Source organism: Giesbergeria giesbergeri (assembly GCF_054779375.1).
In genome coordinates this window covers 411,516-433,908 of sequence record NZ_BAAGYJ010000001.1, presented here as the reverse complement: position 1 = coordinate 433,908, position 22,393 = coordinate 411,516, and the positions used below count along the sequence as shown (strand labels likewise).

General features: G+C 56.1%; 16 protein-coding genes. 7 read left to right on the top strand and 9 right to left on the bottom strand.

Annotated elements, in window-relative coordinates; genetic code table 11:
• Positions 1 to 38: 38 nt before the first annotated feature.
• The 6 genes from ACYVB2_RS01950 to ACYVB2_RS01925 all read right to left on the bottom strand — a co-directional run bounded on the left by ACYVB2_RS01950 (position 39) and on the right by ACYVB2_RS01925 (position 7,811).
• Positions 39 to 665 (bottom strand): protein-methionine-sulfoxide reductase heme-binding subunit MsrQ, encoded by a 627-nt coding sequence (locus ACYVB2_RS01950; protein WP_382429562.1) that lies wholly within the window; start codon positions 663 to 665, stop codon positions 39 to 41.
• Positions 656 to 1,651, bottom strand: a complete 996-nt coding sequence (msrP, locus tag ACYVB2_RS01945; RefSeq protein ID WP_382429564.1) for a protein-methionine-sulfoxide reductase catalytic subunit MsrP — start codon at positions 1,649 to 1,651, stop codon at positions 656 to 658. Before msrP ends, ACYVB2_RS01950 begins: the two co-directional genes overlap by 10 nt.
• A complete protein-coding gene (locus tag ACYVB2_RS01940; RefSeq protein WP_382429566.1) occupies positions 1,620 to 3,530 on the bottom strand; it encodes a sensor domain-containing diguanylate cyclase in 1,911 nt (636 codons plus the stop codon). Before ACYVB2_RS01940 ends, msrP begins: the two co-directional genes overlap by 32 nt.
• Positions 3,531 to 3,545: 15 nt before the next feature.
• Positions 3,546 to 4,898: a c-type cytochrome biogenesis protein CcsB gene (ccsB, locus tag ACYVB2_RS01935; protein WP_382429568.1), complete on the bottom strand. Its 1,353-nt coding sequence runs from the start codon at positions 4,896 to 4,898 to the stop codon at positions 3,546 to 3,548.
• Positions 4,895 to 7,051: a cytochrome c biogenesis protein ResB gene (locus ACYVB2_RS01930; protein ID WP_382429570.1), complete on the bottom strand. Its 2,157-nt coding sequence runs from the start codon at positions 7,049 to 7,051 to the stop codon at positions 4,895 to 4,897. The genes ccsB and ACYVB2_RS01930 overlap by 4 nt, the downstream gene beginning before the upstream one ends.
• Before the next feature lie 142 nt (positions 7,052 to 7,193).
• On the bottom strand, positions 7,194 to 7,811 hold the full coding sequence (locus ACYVB2_RS01925) for a c-type cytochrome (RefSeq protein ID WP_382429572.1): 618 nt from the start codon (positions 7,809 to 7,811) through the stop codon (positions 7,194 to 7,196).
• A 74-nt stretch (positions 7,812 to 7,885) separates the two neighbouring features.
• Between ACYVB2_RS01925 and yihA the strand changes: the two genes are divergently transcribed.
• Positions 7,886 to 8,629 carry a ribosome biogenesis GTP-binding protein YihA/YsxC gene (gene yihA, locus ACYVB2_RS01920; protein ID WP_382429574.1) on the top strand — a complete coding sequence of 248 codons (744 nt, stop codon included), beginning with the start codon at positions 7,886 to 7,888 and terminating at the stop codon, positions 8,627 to 8,629.
• Between the two features lie 91 nt (positions 8,630 to 8,720).
• Here yihA and ACYVB2_RS01915 read toward each other — a convergent pair whose 3' ends face one another.
• Together ACYVB2_RS01915 and ACYVB2_RS01910 are read right to left on the bottom strand one after the other, a co-directional pair.
• Complete coding sequence (locus ACYVB2_RS01915; protein WP_382429576.1) at positions 8,721 to 9,017, bottom strand: putative quinol monooxygenase; 297 nt, start codon at positions 9,015 to 9,017, stop codon at positions 8,721 to 8,723.
• Between the two features lie 8 nt (positions 9,018 to 9,025).
• Positions 9,026 to 9,742: a helix-turn-helix transcriptional regulator gene (locus ACYVB2_RS01910; RefSeq protein WP_460535039.1), complete on the bottom strand. Its 717-nt coding sequence runs from the start codon at positions 9,740 to 9,742 to the stop codon at positions 9,026 to 9,028.
• A 227-nt stretch (positions 9,743 to 9,969) separates the two neighbouring features.
• Here ACYVB2_RS01910 and ACYVB2_RS01905 point away from each other — a divergent pair, with 227 nt between their 5' ends.
• Together ACYVB2_RS01905 and ACYVB2_RS01900 are read left to right on the top strand one after the other, a co-directional pair.
• Positions 9,970 to 10,701: a helix-turn-helix transcriptional regulator gene (locus tag ACYVB2_RS01905; protein ID WP_382429580.1), complete on the top strand. Its 732-nt coding sequence runs from the start codon at positions 9,970 to 9,972 to the stop codon at positions 10,699 to 10,701.
• A gap of 323 nt (positions 10,702 to 11,024) precedes the next feature.
• Positions 11,025 to 17,915, top strand: coding sequence for a DUF4347 domain-containing protein (locus ACYVB2_RS01900; RefSeq protein ID WP_382429581.1), 6,891 nt, complete (start codon positions 11,025 to 11,027; stop codon positions 17,913 to 17,915).
• A gap of 37 nt (positions 17,916 to 17,952) precedes the next feature.
• Here the strand turns inward: ACYVB2_RS01900 and ACYVB2_RS01895 are convergent, their stop codons facing one another.
• Complete coding sequence (locus ACYVB2_RS01895; protein ID WP_382429583.1) at positions 17,953 to 18,495, bottom strand: LuxR C-terminal-related transcriptional regulator; 543 nt, start codon at positions 18,493 to 18,495, stop codon at positions 17,953 to 17,955.
• 88 nt (positions 18,496 to 18,583) lie between these two features.
• Between ACYVB2_RS01895 and ACYVB2_RS01890 the strand changes: the two genes are divergently transcribed.
• From ACYVB2_RS01890 to ACYVB2_RS01875, 4 genes are all read left to right on the top strand, one after another.
• Positions 18,584 to 19,288, top strand: a complete 705-nt coding sequence (locus ACYVB2_RS01890) for a CoA transferase subunit A (protein ID WP_382429585.1) — start codon at positions 18,584 to 18,586, stop codon at positions 19,286 to 19,288.
• Positions 19,289 to 19,302: 14 nt separating this feature from the next.
• A complete protein-coding gene (locus ACYVB2_RS01885) occupies positions 19,303 to 19,944 on the top strand; it encodes a CoA transferase subunit B (RefSeq protein WP_382429586.1) in 642 nt (213 codons plus the stop codon).
• Positions 19,945 to 20,052: 108 nt separating this feature from the next.
• Entirely contained in the window at positions 20,053 to 21,375 is a 1,323-nt protein-coding gene (locus tag ACYVB2_RS01880; protein WP_382429588.1) for an HD-GYP domain-containing protein, read from the top strand.
• Positions 21,376 to 21,395: 20 nt separating this feature from the next.
• Positions 21,396 to 22,316, top strand: coding sequence for a pseudouridine synthase (locus ACYVB2_RS01875; protein ID WP_382429590.1), 921 nt, complete (start codon positions 21,396 to 21,398; stop codon positions 22,314 to 22,316).
• The last annotated feature ends 77 nt before the right edge of the window (positions 22,317 to 22,393 follow it).

The window sequence follows — 22,393 nt, the reverse complement described above, 5'->3', positions numbered from 1 at the left end:
GGGCAATCGCCCGGTAATGACACCGGGCGGGTGCTGCTTTACAGCCGCCGCCGTTGCTGCCAGTAGTGCCAACCGCGCCATCCCAGCAAAATAAGCAGCACACTGCCGTAAAGAATCACTTCGGCAAAATTGTTCTTGCCTGAGCGCATCCAAAAAAAATGCAAGATAGATAGCCCTGCCACGGCATACACGGCCCGGTGCAGCATCTGCCAGCGGCCCGCCCCCAGCCAACGGATGGCCTGCTGGAAGGAGGTGGCAGCCAACAGGGCCAGCAGCACCCACGCCAGCACCCCCACCAAAATGAAGGGGCGTGTCCGTACATCATCAGCAATATCTGCGGCTTCTAGTCCCATGTCGAACACGGCATAGGCCAAAGCGTGCAGCACAGCGTAAAAAAACACGAACAAACCTACCAAGCGCCGGAATCGGGCCAGTGCCGGCGTTCGGGTCAACACCCGCAGTGGCGTGATGGCTAGCGCCAGACATAACAGGCGCAGCGTCCAGTCGCCTAACGCACGAATCAGTGCCTCCGCAGGGTTGGCACCCAAGGTGTTGGTGGTTGTGCCATAGACCAGCCAGCACAGGGGGGCCAGCAACAGCCCCCACAGCAGTGGCTTGACCAGTGGGTGCAGTAACCAAGAGCGCGAAGGGCGGCTTAGTACCACTTTTTTAGATCCATGCCGGTATACAACTGGCCTACTTGGGCTTCATAGCCATTGAACAACAAGGTTTTGCGCTTTTTGGCAAACAAACCGCCTTCACCAATGCGCCGTTCGGTGGCTTGGCTCCAGCGCGGGTGTGGCACTTCGGGGTTGACGTTGGAATAAAAGCCATATTCATGGCGAGCCGCCTTATTCCAAGCTGTGGCGGGCACCTGTTCTGTGAGGCGGATAGTGACGATGCTTTTGGCACTTTTGAAGCCATATTTCCACGGCACTACCAAGCGCACAGGGGCACCATTTTGGTTGGGCAGTACCTCGCCATACATGCCAAAGGCCAGCAGGGTGAGTGGGTGCATGGCCTCGTCCAAGCGCAAGCCCTCGGTATAGGGCCAGTCTAGGATGCGAGAGTTCACCATGGGCATCGTGGCTTTGTCAGCGAGGGTGACAAACTCCACATACTTGGCACTGCCCAGCGGTTGCACGCGGTGCAATAGCGTAGCCAGTGAGTAGCCTACCCACGGGATCACCATAGACCAGCCTTCAACGCAGCGCAAACGGTAGATGCGCTCTTCTAGCGCCCCCAGTTTGAGCAATTCTTCTATGCCGTAGCGGCCCGGTTTCTGCACCAGTCCCTCCACCATCACCGTCCAAGGCCGGGTTTTCAGGGTGTGTGCATGGCGGGCCGGGTCGGCCTTGTCGGTGCCAAATTCATAGAAGTTGTTGTAGCTGCTCGCATCTTGGTACGCAGTGGGTTGCTCTGGCGTCGTTGCCCCTGGTACCACAGAAGGTGGTGCAGCCAACGGTGCCAGTTTGCCAGGGCGTTGCCCTTGCGCCAAACCATCACGCCCTGCCCAGGTTGCCAGTGTGATGCCTGCCACCCCAGATGCCAGCTGCTGTAACCATTGACGGCGACCTTCGTATTGGGCGCGTGGGGTTATTTCGCTGGTGTTGCGATGGTCAAAGCCGTGGTGGTGGGTGTGGATCAACATCGGGCACTCCTGAGAAGGCTGAGGCGTCAGAAAGCACAGGGGTTGTGGTGCCGTGGGCGCACCTGACACAGTTACGCCCCGATTGTTTGGCACGGTACAGCGCCTCGTCTGCCATGCGGATCAGCATAGCAGGCCCATCGTTGGGTACGACTGGCACCCATGAGGCCACTCCCACACTGATCGTGACTACGCCTAGCGAGGTGCAGGCATGGGGCATCGCCAAGCTCTCTATGTCACGGCGCAATCGGTCGGCCAAGGCGCAGGCTTGGGAGGCTTCTTGGCCCCGGATGATCACGGCAAACTCTTCGCCTCCATAGCGTGCCACCAGCTCATCAGGCAGTTGTGCATCATCGGCCAACACCTGCCCAACCCGTTGTAGGCAATGGTCGCCTGCCACATGGCCGTAATGGTCGTTGTACTGCTTAAAGTGGTCTACGTCCAGCATGATCAGAGCGATAGGTTGGCCGGTGCTCCCTGCACGCGCCCATGCACTGCTCAACGCTTGGTCAAAGTGGCGCCGGTTGGCCAAGCCCGTTAGGCTGTCGGTGGTGCCCAATACTTGCAACTGGGCATTGGCGTGCTCCAATTCGGCAGTGCGCTCACGCACTGCACGCTCTAGGTTTTCTTCGGAGTGGCGCAAGACCGCCAGCATTTGCTGTTGGGCTTGTAAAGCCTGTTGTTGTGATTGCTCGCGGCTGCGGCGCTCGGCATGGATGATGTCGGCCAGTGCCAAAGACAACAGCAACATCTCTACCGCCGAGGCGATTTGCAAGGCATAAGAGGTGAATACATTGCTGGGCAACCCACCAAAAGCCCGTAAGCTTGCCACCAATACCCCTAGCCACAGCACCCCCCAAGCCAACAGAAAAAAACGGATGTTGTGCTCACCGGAACGCTGTACCCTCCAGCCCGCAACGGCAATGGCCACACCCATGCCCAAAGCATTGAACAGCACCCATTGGTTGAGTAGCATGATCGGCACTGCCACATGCAATGAGGCCAAGAAACCACTGGCCAATAGTAAAAATGCAGTGGCATGGCCTTGCAACCATCGATCTAAACGGGGGGCGCGCTGGCTGGTGTGTAAAAACACCCGTGTGAAATGGGCACCAAACATTGCGGCCAAACACAAAATAGTGCTTTGCGAAACAGCGTCAAAGGCGGGGGCGTCTGTCCAAAAAAACAATCGGCCATAGCCATTGCCGGCCAACATCCCTAAGCCAAAAAACAAGGTGTAGAGGGTGTATAAGACGAAGCGCCGATCCCGCAGGGAGCAGTACAACAAGAAGTTGTACAACAGCAGCGACAACAAGGCACCATAGTAGAGGGACTGCCATATCAGTTCCCACTGCTCATGGCGGGCAAAGGCTTCTGTGCTCCACAGCACCAGTGGCAAGGTCAGTGCATAGTCAGAACGCGCCCGCAAATAAAAAAACTGTTCTGCGGTATCGAGTTCGAGCGGAAACGCAAAATGCCGATGAAACACCGGACGACTGGATAAAGGCAAATCGTTGCCCGTGCTCAGTGCGCTTCCTGTGGGTGGGTACCATTGCAGGGTATTGATTTGCCCATAGGGCACTTCCAGCAGCCATCGTGTTGGCGCATCCATCCGTCGGTGCAGTGGAATGCGCAGCCAGTAAGCTGAGGTAGTAAAGCCGAAGTTGAGATCACCCTTTGCACTATCGACTGGCACAAACTGGCCGGTTTGTGCCAGTTGGCGCACGGTTTCTATGGTGAGCTGGCCTGTACGGTCTTCCAGTGCTTCAATGCCAGATACCAGTGGGGTTTTGCTGGCGTCGGATTGAATTTCTATGGCCAACACCCATTCTTGGCTGCAACCCAGCAACAGCAGAATCAGCAGCAGGCAGCGCCTTGTCATGGGCGTGGGCCGGTTTTACAGCGTGCCGTAGCTGTGCAACCCCGACAAGAACATGTTCACACCCAAAAAGGCAAAGGTGGTCACAGCCAACCCCACCAGCGCCCACCAAGCCGATATGGTGCCGCGCAAACCTTTCATGAGGCGCATGTGCAGCCATGCTGCATAGTTGAGCCAAACGATCAGTGCCCAAGTTTCTTTGGGGTCCCAACTCCAATAGCCCCCCCAAGCCTCGGCAGCCCACAAGGCACCCAGCACCGTAGCAATGGTGAAAAAGGCAAAGCCTACGGCAATGGCTTTGTACATCACATCGTCCAGCAGTTCTAGCGCAGGCAACTTGGCCGCAATGCGTTGGCGGCCCAGCAAGATGGCGGCCACAATCAGTGCCGACACACCAAAATACACCATCCAATAGCTGCTGCCATTTTGACCGGCGGTGGGCCGGAACACCACAGGTTCAAAGCACAACACGACCCCTAGCAACCACAGTGGGGCCAGCTTGTACCAGCGTGTTTCTCCTGCCGATTGTTTGATCAGGTAGGCAAAGGCCACCATGGCCGACAAGGCAAAAGTGCCATAACCAATAAAGTTGGCTGGTACATGCAGCTTCATCCACCAACTTTTCAGTGCAGGCACCAAGGGTTGGATTTGATGCGCTTCACGTACGACCGAATACCAAAGCAAAAAGCCCACGGCAGCACTGACTACCAGCATGACAAAGGCACCTAAAGCCCGTGTGTTGTATTGCTCTTCGTAGTAGAGGTAAAAAGTGGCTGTCATCCAGCAGAACATCACGAACACTTCGTACAGGTTGCTGACAGGAATGTGGCCCACATCGGCACCCACCAAATAGCTTTCGTACCACCGCACCAAGGTGCCAATGAGTGCCATTGCCACTGCTACCCAAGCCAGACGCGATCCGATCAACGACATCGTGCTGCCTTCACCGCGGGCAAACATGCTGATCCAGTAAAAGAGGGTGCTCATGAAGAACAACATGCTCATCCATAAGATGGCCGACTGGCTGGACAAAAAGTATTTGAGCCAGAACACTGTCTCGGCTCGTGCCAAGCTGCCTGCATCGCCGTCTTGGTACAAGCTGATAGCCAGCAGCGAGCAACCGGCTGCCGCCAGCATGAGCATTCGCATGGGCCGCCAGAACCACCCCAGCCAGATAGTGGCGGGAATGCTGCCGAGCAAAATGCCCTTTTCGTAGCCATCCATGTAGGCGGCATAGCGTTGCAAGGCAAACAGGCCACCACAGAGCACTAAGGCGGCAAAAATCCAGTCAAAAGCGTTGCGACGCGAGGCAAAGCTCGCATTCAGGGTCAATGTCGTGTTGGTTGTGGTGCTAGCCGTAGCCGTATTCATTGCGTGGCTCCTGCGGGGCGTACCCCGATGAGTTTTTCCGTCAGTTGAGCAAATTCGCGGTCTGCATCCATCGTCTTGCGGTTGGTGGACAGGGCCATCGTGGCCTGGGTTGCGCCGGTGTCTTCAGCGGGAGTCAACCAGATCCAGACGCGTCGCTCACGCACATAGAGCATGGCAAACACACCCAGAATCAGCAAGGTGCAGCCCAAATACACGATGTTTTTCCCCGGTGCCCGTGCCACCTGGAACACGCTGGCTTGCACCTGCTTGAAGTCTTTGAGTTGGAACACCAGTGGTGCAGGGTAAATCTGCACATCGCTCAGGGCCAACACGGCCTGTGTCATAAAGCCTTGGGTTTGCTCACTGGGTTGCAAGGGGGCCAGCCCCGCACGCTCACGGGCCAGTTGGGCCAGTTCAAACAGGGTGCCGTTCAAAATGCGAATGAGTACTTCACCCGCTTTGCTGCGCTCAGCTTCAGGCACATTGGCCTCAATAAATTGGGACAGTGCAGGCAGCCCTCCGATTGGTTCGCCCGGTTTGCCGGTGCTCTCAGCCCCAGCAAACAAGCCCAGCGCCCGTGCCGCTGATTGGCGCAACTGTTCTATGACATCGGCGCGCGAGGCATCTACGGCTTGTGTGGCATAGCGGCGTACGGCCTGTTCGCGCAGAGCGGGATCGTTTAGGGCAGCACGCAGGCGAATAAATCCCTCCATGCTGCCTTGCTCATCGGCGGGCAGGCGCAGGTAACGCAAGGGGGCAGAGGGCGTTTCACGCACACCCAGCAGGAACATGGGGGTGCCCCCTTCTTCCATCTGTACGGGCAGCATGTAGTTGTGAAACTCGCGTGCTTGGCCCGCTGCATCACGCAACTTATAGCCAATGCTGGGGCCCACATTGCGCAGCTCTTTGCGTGTCACGGTTTTGTTGGCAGCCCCTAAGCGGGCATCTAGCGATTCACGCAGATCGACCTTGCGCACATCGGCCCCAGAGGTCGTGGCATCGTTACCAAAGTTCTCGATGTTGAAGACGCGCAGCGCAGTGAATTCCAGTGTGAGGGGGTCGCCTCCGCTGGTCTTGACCAGTTGTGAACTGCCGCCAATCGTGCCCTGTACCTCAAAAGAGGGGGCTCCTGGGGTTAGTGGCAGGGCTTGCAGCGTTACAGAGGAGCCACCATCGTCAAAGCTGGACTGGTAAATCTCAATGCCTTGGTAGCTGGCGGGGTGGTTGACTTCGATACGGGCAGGGGTTTGCGCTCCGCTGGCTTTGTCGTGGATGATGATCTCACTGGCAAACAGTTTGGGCATGCCCGTGGAGTAATGCTCAACAATGAATTTTTTGAGTTCAATGGCAAAGGGCAGCTCTTGTAGCAAGATGCCATCAGACTGGTTGAGGATGGCGGTGTCGGCCTGTGTGCCCTCAGCCACCAATAAATTACCTCGGAAGGTGGGGTTGCGCTCGCTTAAACGGTGCTGTTCGGGCACGGCAGAAATCAATCCCCCGCCGTTATAGGGCTGCTTGCCCCCCCACCACATTTGTGCCCGTACTACCAGATCACCGTCGAGCAAGCCACCAATGCACACCAAAACAATGGCGCTGTGCGCAGCAATGTAGCCAAATTTGTTGGCTGCCCCAGCTTTGGCAGCGACCATCCAGCCGGTGCCTGGGCCTGCAGCGGTGTCTCGCTGTTGCAGTTTGACCTTCCAGCCCCCACCAGCGAGCATGTGGCCTATGCGTTGGGCTTGGCCAGCGGTGTCACCTTCCAGCGTGGCTTGTGCCTTGTGGTGAAAAGCCGCCAGATTTTTTTCGCGGATGTTTTCTTTGTAGGTTTTGAGGTCTGCCAAGATCTTGGGCGTGCTGCGCGCAATGCACAGCGAAGTGCTCAACACCAGAAACGCCAGAATCAGCAAAAACCACCACGCGCTATAGACGGCATTGAGTTTGATGGCTAGAAACAAGTCAGCCCAAAACGGCCCAAACTGGTTGACGTAATTTCCTACAGGCTCATGCTGCTTGAGTACGGTGCCAATCACCGAGGCGATGCAAATGACCGTCAGCAAAGCAATGGCAAAGCGCATGGATGCCAGCAGTTCCATGCTGGCACGCAAGGCTTGTGCACCAGCACGGGAGCGGACGCCGGGTGAAGAATCAGACATGAACGAAATGATACGGGGCAAAAATGAAGAGGGCGGGCCATCTAAAGGATGGCCCGCCCGTCTTGGGGTCTGTCAGTGGCGTTTGGTTCCGCGCCAGCGGTACAAACTGTACCGGGGTGGTGGCACGGCACGGCTCTGGGTTTCAGCGCAGGCCAGCAATGTAGTCGGCTACGGCCTTGATTTCGCGGTCGTTGAGCTTGGCGGCTACGCCAGTCATTTGGGCGCTGTTGGTACGCACACCGTCACGGAACTGTACCAACTGGGCGGCCGTGTAATCGGCATGTTGACCCGCCAAGCGTGGGTATTGGGAAGGGATGCCAGCACCGTTGGGGCTGTGGCAACCTGCGCAGGCCGCAATGTTGCGGTCGGCGATGCCGCCGCGGTAGATGCGCTCACCCAGCGTTACCAGTGCTTTGTCCTTGGCAAAGGCAGGGGCAGCTGGCTTGGTGGCAACCCAAGCGGCAATGTTGCGCATATCATCTTCAGTCAGGGCCGCTACCATGCCAGACATGATGGCATTGGCACGTTTGCCAGACTTGAACTCGTGCAACTGTTTAACCAAATATTCGGGGTGCTGCTGTGCCAGTTTGGGATTGGCTGCAATCGTGGAATTGCCATCGGCGGCGTGGCAGGCAGCACAGACAGCGGCATAGCTGGCCTCGCCTTTGGCCAGATCAGGCTTGGCCGGGCCGGCAGAGAAAGCCGGGAACGCAGGAGCTGCCAGCGCGGCAGCCGTGAGCAAGGAGGCGAGCAACTTCATATCGAGGGTCTTGTTGGTGGTGGCGCAAAACTTCCCGATTCTACAATGCCGCTCTTACCGCTGGATTTGATTTCATGACCCCCTCTGTTTCTGCGCCAGTTGCTGGCACCCCTTCGCCGGCACCTGATGGCCGCACCGCCCTTGGCTGGATGCACACAGCACGCTTTTTGACCACGGCAGCCCAGTTGAACCAGCTGCCGGTGGTGGATGTGCCAGAAATTGCCTTTGTGGGCCGCTCCAATGCAGGCAAATCTACCTGTATCAATACCTTGACACAGCAAAAGCAATTAGCTTTTGCCTCCAAAAAACCGGGCCGTACCCAGCATATCAACCTGTTTAGCTTGGGGCGTCAGGGCATCACCGATGCGGTGCTGGCCGACTTGCCCGGCTATGGTTATGCAGCGGTGTCGCGCTCAGACAAGATGCGCTGGCAACAGGTGATGGTCAACTATTTGATTGAACGCCCCAGCCTGACCGGCATTGTGTTGCTGTGCGACCCGCGTTTGGGCCTGACAGAACTGGATGAGGCGCTGCTGGAGGTGGTGCGCCCACGGGTGCAAGACGGGCTGAGATTTTTGGTGCTATTGACCAAGGCAGACAAGCTCACCCGCGCCGAGCAGGCTAAGGCGTTGTCGATTGCCCGTTTGCAAACAGGCGGTGGTGAAGTGCAAATGTTTTCGGCCCTGAAAAAGCAGGGCGTGGAAGAGGCTGCATTGCGCCTGTGGCACTGGGCGCATCCGGCTGTGCAGGACTTAGCCGCGCAAAGTGCTGACGCGCAGAGCGATGTCCTTGAAGACGAGCCACCTGCACTGGACTGAGAGCGGCACAAGCAAGCGGGATTTGCTCGGCTGCACCGACCCTATCGCTCCGACCGCAAGTGCCACTTGGAGGCTGGCTGTTCGGTGTGCTTCAGGGTGTCTTGGGCAGGTTGTTCTGAGCCATCTCAGAGACCACAATGCTTTGCACCAAATTCAAGCCAAAAAAATGAACTGTATGGGGCAGTTGCATGTGTTGCTCTAATGCCTGCTGATCGGCAAAGCATTCTATGAGCACAAAATTCTTTTTATCAGATAAAGACTGGTAAAAAGAAAAGAAAATACAGCCGGGTTCTAATAAAGTGGCAGCTTCCAGATCAAGTAGTGCTTGCTGGAGGGGTTGTATTGATTCTGGATTGGCGTAAATATAGGCAATTTTGGATATTGTCATTATGTCGATCAAAATTGGATGAGGCCCAGTTTTAATGATTTTACGACCGCTGCGGTCCTGTTTTTGACATCCAATTTCTTGTAAATATTTTTGAGGTGCCATTCCACCGAGTTTTCGGAAATGCACAAGGCGTTGGCAATATTGAAGTTGTCCATGCCATCCGCCAGAAAAACCATCAGTTGCACCTCTCGTAAGGTGAGGTGAATGGAGTTTTGCGGCGTTGGTATATCTTGTGCATGGTAAAGACGATGGGCAATCAAACTCAATACGGGTAGCACCTCCTGATGGATGGCCTCTGCATACGCTGAGGCAAATCCAACCGCCATCGCCATGCCATTGGGGCCATGCACTGGTACCACGACACCATCACACATACCGGTAGCCCGACAATCATGAAACAGCTCTCGTTGCTCTTTAGGCAATGAGGCCTCTAGGGCGCCCCAGGTAAAGGGGCGATGGCTGGACAGCGTTTTAGTCCTCACAGGATTACGTTGTAGGTATTTTTTTTCTGCATATATTTTCTGCCACTCGGTAGGGTACGTGGTGGCTGTCCAGTTAGAACTGGCATCTGGATGACTCCTCACAGGAGCATGGATCATGTAAGAAAACCCCAGTTTTTCTGCTGATGCACAAGCCGCGCTAAATGCATTTTCCCAATCAATCACTTGCGAGAATTCTTGGTGAATTGAGGCATAAATGTCTTGGATGGATTGAGTTAAATGCATAGAAGTAAAAAATCAAACCATTTTAAAAAGAAGGTTATCCCACGGAAATCCGTAGTTGTGAAATCTCAAGCATCTTGCTACATTGAAATTTTACTTCGCCTCAGATTGTTTTGAATTAACCATAGATGTGGCTTGGATATTGCTGCTCGACCTGTAGATTTCGACAGTTACGAATGCCTCTGTTTTTTCGAAAAATCAAGAAAAAGGCCTACCACTTTTCAAACAAGATGCACGATGTCCCCTACAGCCAGTACGAAGCCCTCTTGGCTGCGGAGCACCTTGACGCACTTCAGCAGCAGGCACAAGCCATCGTGGCAAGGCTGGGTTTTGGCGGATTCTTGTACTGCAGTATCAAACACCGCTCCAAACCCAAGGCGCTTCCAGACATTTGCGTGTTGAGCAGTCATGCACCCGCTTTGGTGCAGCGTTACCAAACACAGCACTGCCATCAATATGACCCTACAGCACTGCATATCCAGCAGCATCCCTATCCCATCGCTTGGGGGCGACATACCTTTGAAGGGGCACGGGCCAAAGCGATGTACCGATTTGCCCGCCAATATGGCCTGCGTTCTGGTGCCGTGTTTCCGGTGTCTTCGGCCCATGTAGGGTTGGCCCATTTCAGCTACGCCTGTAACCAAAATATCGAACAGGCTTTGCCCCGCATTTTGGCAGCCATGCCACATGGGCAACTGTTGGCCACTTTTGTGCATCAAGCCGCCAGCAGGTTATGGCATTTGCAAGCCTGTACCCCACCACAGCACGGCATCACCGAGCGAGAGCGCACTTGTCTTCGTTTGGCAGCACAGGGCTTGCGTGATAACCAAATTGCCCAGCAGTTGGGCATCACCCCGCGCACGGTTTTGTTCCATTTGGGCAATGCACGGCAAAAACTGGGGGCCGACAACCGAGCCCAGATGATTGCCCAAGCCTTCGCCTTGAAAGTGATTGCGCTGTGAGTGTGCCATCACCTTCGCCACCCACGGTGATTGAACTGCTCTTGCCTCAGCACGGTAGTGCGGCGGCAAAAGAGCAGTGGCATATGCACCCATTGGATTACGAATTGCTGCAACAAGCAGCCCAAAGCCAAAAACAGAGTTTGGCCGACTTTATCGCATTGGCTACGTATCTCCATGCGCGTGATGTGTTGACAGAAATAGCGATACGGCGCACTGCTGCAGCGGCATCAATTCCAAAGCAGCCAAACAGCCATACCCCACCCCCTCCTTTACCAAGCACCTGATAGCTCTACCCACCACCCTATCTATCTGAGGATTCTTTCATGTCCAACGCCCACTACGCTACAGAAATCCATGCTGCCACCTTATTCACCGCTGCGACACCAGAGAACAACAACGGTCGTCACGAAATTACTTTTGTGCTGGACAACGTTGCCGACTGGCAAACCCTGGCCAGAGGTGTGCGCCCCGGCGTAGAAGTGGTGGTACTGGACAGCTTAGGTGATGGCTTGGCACAAATGGCCGACTGGCTGGCACAGAAAGCACCTAGTAGCGTGGATGCCATTCACCTGCTTGGCCACGGCAGCAGCGGAGCTATCAATTTGGGTGCGCTGATGCTAACTGGCACCAACCTTGGCCAGTATGGTGACACGCTAGCCCAGATCGGCAGGGCCTTGACCGCCGAAGGTGACTGGCTGGTCTACGGCTGCAATGTGGCCCAGGGGCAAGTGGGGCTGGACTTCGTGGGGAAACTGGCGCAGGCTAGTAGTGCGGATGTAGCTGCTTCGGACGATTTGACTGGGGCTGCAGGGCTGGGGGGGGATTGGGTGTTGGAGCGTGTTACTGGCGACCTGGATGCATCGCTTGTCAGTCCTTTGTTTTTCAATGGCGTACTTGCAATTGTTCCAGGTTACATCGCTGCTGCAAGCGCAAAAACACTGGCCGGATATACATGGAACTGGAGTATGGGAGATGGTAGCGGTGGGTCGACTGCCACGCCTGCCCGACTTAATACGGGTCAATTTGGTAGTGGTGCATCTGGCGTAAATGATGCCGAGCTCTTGTTCGGAACTGCGAATAACAACCAAGGAACGGGGGCTGGCGAGCAGTTTGTTGTATATGCGACAGACGGAAAAGACTTCACAATAAAGTCGTTTCAGGTAATTACCGGCATTGGCTCAGCAGAAATTTCGATTGTTGGCTATAAAGACGGGAATCAAGTCTATACAGATAGCAAAAATTTTGCCGAAGATGGATTGATGAATGGAGCAGAAACATATTCATTTCTTGGAGGTGGTGTTTCTGTTGACAAACTGGTTCTAACCCATGTTGATAATTTTCAATATGACGATGGAACGAGTTTATTTAATTTCCTAGTTGACTACGATAATGCTCCCGCATCCGACATCGTTCCTCCAACCTTAGACGGCTCTAACTCCACCCCCGCCGACAACGCCACCAACGTTGCGATAGGCGACAACCTCGTCATCGACTTCAGCGAAAACATCGCATTTGGAGCAGCCGGTACGATCACGTTGCGCAATGTCACCACCAACAGCGCGGCAGAGACCTTTGACGTGTCCACCGTTTCCAGCGGCACAGTCACCGGCAGCGCTGGCAGCACGTTGACCATCAGCAATGACAAACTCACCCTCAATCCCAACGGCAACCTGAAGGCAGGTACCGCTTACAGCATGCAATTCTCTGCCGGCTCGATTGTGGACACCGCTGGCACGCCGAATCCGCTTGCCGCTATCACGGACGACAGCACTTACAACGTCACCACCGTAGCCCCCACTGTCACGCTATCAGTCGATAGCGCCAGTGTTGCTGAAGCGGTCGGTACCCGCACGATCACGGCGACACTGAGTGCCGCCGCTAGTACCGACACCACGGTGACTATCGGTCGCAAAAATACCAGTACCGCCACACTGACCGATGATTTCACCTTGTCATCGACGACCATCACCATCGCTGCCGGCCAAACGACGGGTACTGCAACACTTACCGCTGTTCAGGACACGCTGGATGAAACGGATGAAACTGCAATCATAGAAATCACCGGGGTATCTGGGGGCGGTAGTGCCACCGAGAGTGGTACACAGGAGGCCACCGTCACCATTACCGACGACGATGCAGCCCCCTCGGTCTCCGTCGCCAATGCTAGCCTGACGGAAGGCCACAGCGGCAGCAGCAACATGACTTTTACGGTCACATTGGGCGCAGCCTCGGGCAAGACCGTGACGGTGGACTACGCCACCAGTGACAACGCCAGTGCCACGGCAGTGACAGATTACACCGCCAGCAGTGGCACCCTGACCTTTAATCCCGGCGATACCAGCAAGACCTTCACCGTGCCGGTGCTGGGCGATACCACACAGGAGGGCAATGAAACATTCACCGTTACGTTATCCAACGCAACCAATGCCACCATTGGTACGGCCACAGCTACGGGCACCATCAACGACGATGAAAATGCCAGCCCCGTTCTCGATTTAAACGGTTCTGGTACAGCAGGCACAGGCAACACCATCACGTTGGCCAATGCCACTAATGGTCTGGTAAGCGCCACTGCCGTGGTCAGTGATGCTGAATTGGATGCCAGCAATTGGAACAACAGCACTTTGAGCGTGCATCGTGTCAAAGCCGGTGGCGTGGCCGATGGCTGCGCCCATGATGTGTTTAGCTTTACCTCAGGAGCCACCTTCACCGCCACGGGTGGCCCAATGGCCCAAGGCACTAACAGCAATGGCACTTTGACCTCGGGAGGAGCCGCATTTGCTTCGTGGACTTACACCAGCTCTACGGGCTCGCTCGATATCAGTTTCAATGCCAACGCCAGCAGCAGTTTGGTGCAAGACGTGGTGCGCCATATCGGCTACAGCAACACCCGACCCTACGGCGATGCCATCATCCGTATGGCCTTGAGTGATGGCACCAGCACGACCAACTCGGACGTGACGGTGAGCAGTACCACGATTTATGTGGACAGCAGCGATTCGGCCAGTACGGCCGTGGCCAGTGCCGACAACCAAGGTGATGCAGCCGATGGATTCACCCTGTACGAGGCGCTCGAGAAGGCTGTCAGTGGTGACACCATCAAAATTCTGGATGGCACGTATTACGGTTTGTTCCGTGCTGCCACGGGTGGTGTCACGATTGAGTCGGCCAGCGGAAATGCTGCAAACGTGACGCTGGCTGCACCAGACACTGCTGTGATTGCGGCCGCTCCATCGGGCCAAAGCACCATTCATGGACAAACGCGTTACCCCATCCTCGACCTGCGGACGACCACGCCAGATTCAACCAACATCACCGTTCACAACCTCACCATTGACGGGCGTTTCCAGGCGGTTGATACGTCTGGTCATAACCTGCTGGGTATCGGTGTTTACAACACTAACGCATCCATTGACCAGGTCACCATCAAAGGAGTTGCAGCGCCGGTAAATGGAACAACTGGAGCGTATTCAGGCTACAGCAACAACCACGGCATCCTGGCTGAGGGTAGCAGCGGCAACAATGTGGATGTGAGCATTACAAATGCAAGCATCCATACGTTTCAAAAGACGGGCATATTGGCGTGGGGGCCTGGCCTGACGGTAAACATCACCGACAACAGCATCACCGCAGTGGGTGAGTTGGGTTTATCAAATCAGAACGCGATGCAGATCGGCTCTTCAGGCGGCAGGGTGGGAACGAATGCAACCGTGTTGCGCAACACGCTGACGGGCATTGGTTCGAATGACCCTGTGTACTCGGCCAGTGCCATCATTGTGAGGCAAGCAGGCACGGTTGAACTGGGCCACAACACATTCAGTACCGTCAGCGCGGTCACCAGTTCAGGAGGTACTACCGGGGTGGTGCTGTATGAACAGGTGACGCCAGTCAATGTGCATGACAACGTGTTCACTAACGTGTACCAAGGCCTCCTTGTGGAGGCCCCATTTGGCCCGTTGAGCACCTACGACGCCGCGCACGTTATATCCAACAACAATTTTGCCAGCACCTATCTACCCATTTACGACAGTCAAGACGATGTCGACCCCTCTGTCGACAAACTGGCTGAGAACCCACTGACCATCACCCTGAACAGCAATGCCACGGTGAGCAATAGTCGAGGCTTCCTTGAGTACAGCTTGTTTGGGGGCAATGACAGCTTCACAGACACGGGCGCTGCGGTAAGTCGCGTCTATGCAGGTGCAGGGAATGACACCGTGACCACAGGCAGTGGTGCAGACCTGTTGGACGGAGACGCGGGTGCCGACACCCTCAACGGCGGTGCAGGTAATGACACCATCAAAGGTGGGGCAGGTGCAGATAACCTGACCGGAGACACAGGCAACGACGTGTTCCAGTACGCAGGCAGCGGCAACGATATAGACACCATCACCGATTTCAGCACCGGTGATGCCATCCAAGTGGTGGGACGGGCCTCCACAGGTGGGCTTGTGACCACGGGCACAGGCACATCAGTTGCTGCGAACTCTGTACAAGTAACCGAAGCCAGTGGCGTGACTACGCTCTACATTGATGCTGATGGCCTAGACGATGCACCGGAAGTAGAGCTCAAACTCACGGGCACTTTTGCCCCCGAAGACTTTGTGCTCGATGGGGAGTTCATTCGCTTGGCAGCGCGTATCCCCACCATCACCAGTGCTACCTACAATGCCAGTACGGGTGTGCTTATTATCACTGGCACCCACCTCACTAGCGGCAATGCCGTCGATGAAACCAAACTCACCCTCACTGGCGAGGGCGGTAGCACCTATACCCTGACCGAGACCGGAGCCGTCACCGCCAGCAGCGCCACCAGCATCTCCATCACTCTCAATGCCACAGACAAAGCAGCCCTGAACCAAATTTTGAACAAAGCGGGGACAGGTTCAACCAGTGGCACCGCCTTCAATCTAGCCGCTGCTGCTGATTGGCACGGCACGGGCAATGCAGACCTGACAGGTAATGCCATTACCGTCAGCAATGTCGCTGTCCCTACCCTGACCAATGCTACCTACAACGCCAGCACGGGCGTGTTGGCCGTTACGGGCACTGGATTGGTCAAACGCAGTGGCGGTACCAATGACATTGATGTCAGCAAGCTGTCCATCACCGGCGATGGCACGGCCTACACCCTGACCTCCGACAGCGTTGAGATCACCAATGGCACTGGTTTTAGCATCACCCTCAATGCTGCCGATCAGGCAGCCCTGACCAGCCGTCTCAACAAAAATGGTACCAGTAGCACCGGTAGCATCACCTACAACTTAGTGGGAGCTGAGGATTGGGCCAGTGGGGCGGATGCAGAAGTCACTGTGGCCGATACCACCGACAATGGCATCACCGTGTCGGGCATCAGTGCCGGAGGTGGTGGTGGATCTGAAACCCCGGCCCCAGCACCGACACCTGCACCTGCGCCAGCGCCAGCGCCAGCGCCAGCACCGGCACCGGGTACCACGACCATTGATGGCACTACGGTACAAACCGGCACCACTGCCCAAACCGACAGTTCAGGCCAAACCCTCACTACCACTACCCAAACCGTTGCAGCAGTTACAGACGATCGTCCTGAAGACCCCAATACCCCTAACGGTGCTTTGGCGGATATTCCGTTGGTCAGTAGCGTTGCAGGCGATACCCTGCTACAGGTGAGTTTGCCTGTCGGTATTGGTCTGACCGCAGAGCACACCGAAGGCAGCAGACTGACCCTGCGCGAGAAACTCATCTTGGCCAGCGAGCCTCGTATTGATTTGCCCGCCAACTTCCAACAGGTGCTTGACCAAGGCATTGACCAGTACGTGCCCGGCGTCATTGACCAAGATCAGATCACAGTGCGCACCATTACACTGACATCCAACAGCAGCGCCCCCCCCGAACAACCGATTGTGATTCGCGGCACCACTGGCACCGGCGAGGATGACAGTGCCAATCCCCAACGCGGCGAAGCCTTGGTGATTGACTGTCGCCAATTGCCTCCCGGCACCATGTTAGACCTGAGCTTGGTGGAGTTTGCCATTGTCATTGGCCCCACCACGGCCCTTGGTGGTAGTGGGCGCAACTTTGTGATTGGTGATGGCAGTGCCCAATTCTTGGTCTTGGGGCCCGATGACGATGTGTTGCGTGGTGGTGATGGGGACGACACTATTGGCTCCAAGGGGGGAGACGATCAACTTTTTGGCGATGGTGGTGACGACTGGATCGTGGGCGGCATTGGCAATGACACCTTGCAAGGTGGCGATGGCAATGATCTGCTCCAGGGCGGTGCCAGTGATGCCGGACATTGGCGTTTTGACATCACCCCAGAGAGGCGTTTGCAAGCGTCTTTCACCCCACGCAGCACGGAGCTGGCCGACAACACAGGTTTGCGTGTGACCGACAACTGGAGCAATGGACATGCCGGTGGATTGGTCACCGATGATCGCTTTGCTTGGGTCTATGGCGACTATCAACGGGCCAAAGACACCACGCTGCTGGTACATGCACTGAGCGGGCGCTTGCCCACATTGACCGAAATGGGTTGGGTGGTGCCGGGTGCCTACAGCAGTGAACAACTGGGTGAGATGGCCCATGCCTATTGGGTACGAACCCAACCCGTTCCAACGGCTTTGGTAGGCGATGACTCTTTGCCACAGCAAGTGGCTGGCGTGATCAACCAAGTGTGGGGCGCAGGCAGCGCCACCGCTGCGTTAACCACTTTGGGGGTGGACTACCTCAACGCTGGCGGCAGCTGGTCGGCCATTTGGTTGGCTTTGGCACGCCACAGTCGCCATGCCAGTGCATTGACCGACAGCCAAGGCAATCTTTCACTGATCGATCAGTCACTGAGTGAAACTGGTTGGTCGATGGATGCAGGCAGTAACACCTTGTTGGGCGGAGCGGGCAATGATATTTTGGTCGGAGGCAGCAGCAGCGATGTGCTCGACGGCGGTGCGGGCACAGATATGGCTGTTTACCTAGGGCAGCCGTCAGACTATGAAATCGCCCTGGCACCCCGTCTTGATGCCGAGGGGAGTGATGCACTGATTCGGCACAAAGCCAGCGGCGCTGTGGACACTGTGCGCAACCTAGAACTGTTGATGCTTGGTTCTACGGTCTATGAGGTGCCAATAGGCCAACCCCAACCCGCTAACAATGTTTATGTGGAGTTGGTGGATTATGTGCAGCCTCTGGGGCAAACCGCTCTGAGCCGATTGGTCTGGAACCAAGAGTGGCTCTAGCAGGCAGTTGGGCATTGTTGAACCACCCCAACATGGTTTAGCCTGCCACCAACTTGTGAACCAGATCAGCTGCGGTAGATGCCCCGTATTTGCGCATCAGCCGGGCGCGGTAAATCTCTACCGTGCGATGGCTGATGCTGAGGGCTTTGCCAATTTCTTTGGACGTGAGACCCTCCAGCAGCCGTGCTGCCACTTCACGTTCGCGGCCTGTCAGGTCGGCCTTGACTGGGCGTTGCGCGCTCATGTCTTCAAAACTCCAGATGCCCGATTCGTGCGGGGCTTGCCGATTGACGGCCCGCCCCGACACATGGCACCAGAACATCTCGCCACTCAGGCGGCGCATGATGCGGCTATCAGAGTAATAACCCTTGGCATTGAGGATGGGTACCAGCCGCTCGCCAATGCGTTCATACTCATCGGCGCTAGGGTACAACAGACGAAATGACTGCCCCATCAGCACCTCGCGTGAAGCACCAAACATTTCGCAAAAGTGGTGGTTGCAGTCGATCATGATGCGGTGGCGCGACAGCACCAGACCCACTGGGGCCATATCAAAGGCAAGGCGGTAATCAACGTCCATAAGTGATTGCAAGGCAGGGCAAGTATTTAGGGGATACTACGTAAAAGATTACGTAGTATCTTCTTCATCCTATCTCAAGGAGACTGTTGTGAACAAAGTGTTTCCCTCCGCCGCTGCAGCCCTCGAAGGCGTGGTGGCCGATGGCCAGCTGATCGCCGTGGGCGGCTTTGGCCTGTGCGGTATTCCAGAAGCGTTGATTGATGCGCTGCGTGACTCGGGCGTCAAAGATCTGACCGTGATTTCCAACAATGCTGGTGTTGATGGCTTCGGTTTGGGCAAACTGCTGGAGACACGCCAGATCAAGAAAATGATCTCCTCCTACGTGGGCGAGAACAAGGAGTTTGAACGGCAATACTTGGCGGGTGAGCTGGAGTTGGAGTTCACGCCTCAAGGCACGCTGGCTGAGAAGTTGCGCGCTGGAGGTGCTGGTATTCCGGCTTTCTTTACCAAAACTGGCGTGGGCACGTTGGTGGCCGAAGGCAAAGAGCTGCGCGAATTTGACGGTGAGACCTACGTCATGGAGCGTTCGCTGGTGCCCGAAGTGGCCCTGATCAAGGCCGATGTGGCCGACCGCAGCGGCAACCTGCGCTTTAACTTGACAGCCCGCAACTTCAATCCCGCAGCCGCCACGGCAGGCAAGATTTGCATTGTCGAAGTGGAGCGCATTGTAGCCACTGGCGAGATTGCCCCGGATGATGTGCATCTGCCCGGCATTTACGTGCATCGCATTGTTCACAACCCTACGCCCGAAAAGCGCATCGAAAAGCGCACCTTGCGCGACCGCAAAGTTTGAGGAGATACCCCATCATGGCCTGGACTCAAGACCAAATGGCTGCGCGCGCTGCGCAGGAATTGCAAGACGGCTTTTACGTCAATCTGGGCATCGGCATCCCAACGCTGGTGGCCAACCATGTGCCAGACCACATCGAAGTGTGGCTGCAAAGTGAAAACGGCATGCTCGGCATTGGCCCCTTCCCCTACGAGGATGAAGTCGATGCTGACCTGATCAATGCAGGCAAGCAGACCGTCACTACCATCAAGGGCTCGTCCATTTTTGGTTCAGACCAATCGTTTGCGATGATTCGTGGCGGCAAAATCAACCTGTCCATCCTCGGCGCTATGCAAGTGACCGATCAGGGCGATCTGGCCAACTGGATGATCCCAGGCAAAATGGTCAAGGGCATGGGGGGGGCGATGGACTTGGTGGCGGGCGTCAAGCGCGTGATTGTGCTGATGGAGCATGTCGCCAAGAAGAAAGACGGCACTGAAGACCTGAAAATCTTGTCCCAATGTACGCTGCCATTGACCGGCAAGGGCGTGGTCAACCGTATCATTACCGATTTGGCTGTGATGGATGTCACGCCCCAAGGCCTGAAAGTGGTGGAATTGGCCCCCGATGTCACTTTTGAGGCATTGCAGGCCAAGACTGGCGTGCCGCTGTTGCAGTGACTTCAACATTCATCGCTTGAAGTTGCCGAGGCCCGCATTCAGCGGGCCTTTTTGTTGTGCAAAGGGGCTGCGGTTTAATACGCAGCGTCCCTTTTTTTCTTGCCCTGCATGAGCGATTTCTCCGCGATGGTCGATACCAGTCCATCTAGCTTTCCTACCCAGTTGCCGCAAAGTCCGCATTACCTGCGGGCCGTCACGGACCTGGCGCATCGCCGTGCCGTAGTGGCACATGAGGCGATCTATGCAGAAAGCGGTATCAAGCTGGTAGAAAAGGGCATGCGCATTGATGGCCGCCTATATGACAGGCTGGTGCAGCACACCCTGCGCGAGCCAGTAGATAGCCATTTGGTGGCCGAAGATGCGGTAGATCACACGGTGTTGACAGCAGTAGCCCGCGAGTTGATCCACAGCAATCGTCTATTGCAATTGCTGGCGCAGGACATGGGGGCGCATTTTGACCAGTTCTGGCCTACCCTGGCGCAAATACCCTTGCCAGGCCCCATCATGTTCAAGTTGACAGTGATGCGAGACGAATGTTCAGACATGTTTGCACACAGTGTGCAAATGGCATTGGTGGCTTGGTTTCTGGGTGTGCGCAGTGGGCTCGACGATGGAGATTGTGTGGCGCTGGTGGCTGCTGCATTGTTGCACGATGTGGGCGTATTGCATTTAGATCCGGCTTGGCGTGATCGCCAACAACAGATCACGGGGGTGCAGCGTAAACATTTAGTGGCCCATCCGATCATTGGCATGTTGATGGTGCGTGGCACGGAGGCGTATCCGGCAGCGGTGGCTACAGCGGTGTTTGAGCACCACGAGCGCATGGATGGCAGCGGCTACCCGCGGGGCATTCTGGGGGCCGAAATTTCTCCTCTGGGGCGCATTCTCTTGTTGGCCGAAGTAGTGACAGCGTTTTACGACAAATATGCCGAAGATTCTCCAGGGCTGCGTTTGGGCACAGTGCTGCGGCTTAACCATCGCAAATTTCCTGCCGATCTGTGCAGTCATGTCTTGGTCTTGGTGCGCCAAACTTTTCCATCGGCTGGCACACTGGCAGTGCCAGAGGGGGATGCGCAACGGTATTTGCAGGCTATTCCGGTAGCGTTTGCCCGCTGGGAGCAGCTCAGCAGTGCAGTGAGCATCACGCCAGGGGGGCCACTGGCTTTCGTCAATGACCATCTACAGGGTTTGTGCAAAACCCTGACCGAGGCGGGTCTCCATCCACAGTGTGCGCCCAAGCTGCCAGACTTGCTGCAAGATGATCCCCAAGCCACAGCGGAGTTGTGTTTTTTGGGGCGTGAGGCTTTGTGGCAGTTGCAGGTGATTGCCCACGGTTGTTTGCATCGCTGGCCTGAAGTGGCCCAGCGTGAAAGTCTGGCCCATCGGCTTTTGGCAGATTGGTGCGAATGGCTGTTGGGCCAGCAACGTTGATGTAGGGGAGTCGTCGGTCTATGACTCGCGCACGTTCTGCCGTGGTGCCAATCGTGTTGCCCATGCGCAATGGGGTCAGTCCAAGCACCGTGGTTTTGCCCTCGGTGGGCGCGGGCACGATGCTGGATTTTTTGGCTGCCCGTTTTCCGGCAGTGGGGCGAGACCAATGGCAACAACGTATGCTTGCCGGAGATGTGGTGGATGCGTGCGGCCAGGCAGTGGCACCCCAACGCGCATTTGAGCCTCACTTGCGGCTCTACTACTATCGGAGCTTGGCTGTAGAGCCAGAAATTCCTTTTTACGAAGAAGTGCTCTATCAGGATGCGCACCTGTTGGTGGCAGACAAGCCGCATTTCTTGCCCGTGGTGCCCGCCGGGCGTTATGTGCGCCAGACCTTGTTGGCCCGACTCAAGGAGCGATTGGGGCTGCCCGAGTTATCACCACTACACCGTATAGACCGTGATACAGCCGGTTTGGTGCTGTTTTCGGTGCAACGGGCCACGCGCGGGCTGTACCAAGGGCTTTTTCGGGAGCAGGCGATGGTCAAGCACTACGAGGCTGTGGCACCGTGCAAGCCTGGGCTGGAGTTTCCGCGTGAGCACCACAGCCGATTGGAAGAGAACGGGCAGTTTTTCTTGATGCACGAGGTGCCTGGCAGCCCAAACAGCCATACCCGTATGGAGCTACTGGAGGTGAGTTCGGGCTGGGCGCGTTATCGGCTTTCGCCCGTGACTGGCAAGCGCCACCAATTGCGCGTACACATGGCTGCTTTGGGGTTACCCTTGCGCTACGACCCTTTTTACCCTGAGGTCAATGATCCACCCGAGGGCGATTTTTCGCGCCCCTTGCAGTTGTTGGCCCAATCATTGGCTTTTGACGACCCATTGACCGGTCAACATCGCCGGTTTGTCAGTGGCCGTCAGCTTTTGCCGCTGGCCTGAAATCTTTGCCCTGCCGCCATTTTGCAGGGGAGGGTTACACTGATTCATCTGGGCTGTTGGCCTTCTTTTTCCGCTTC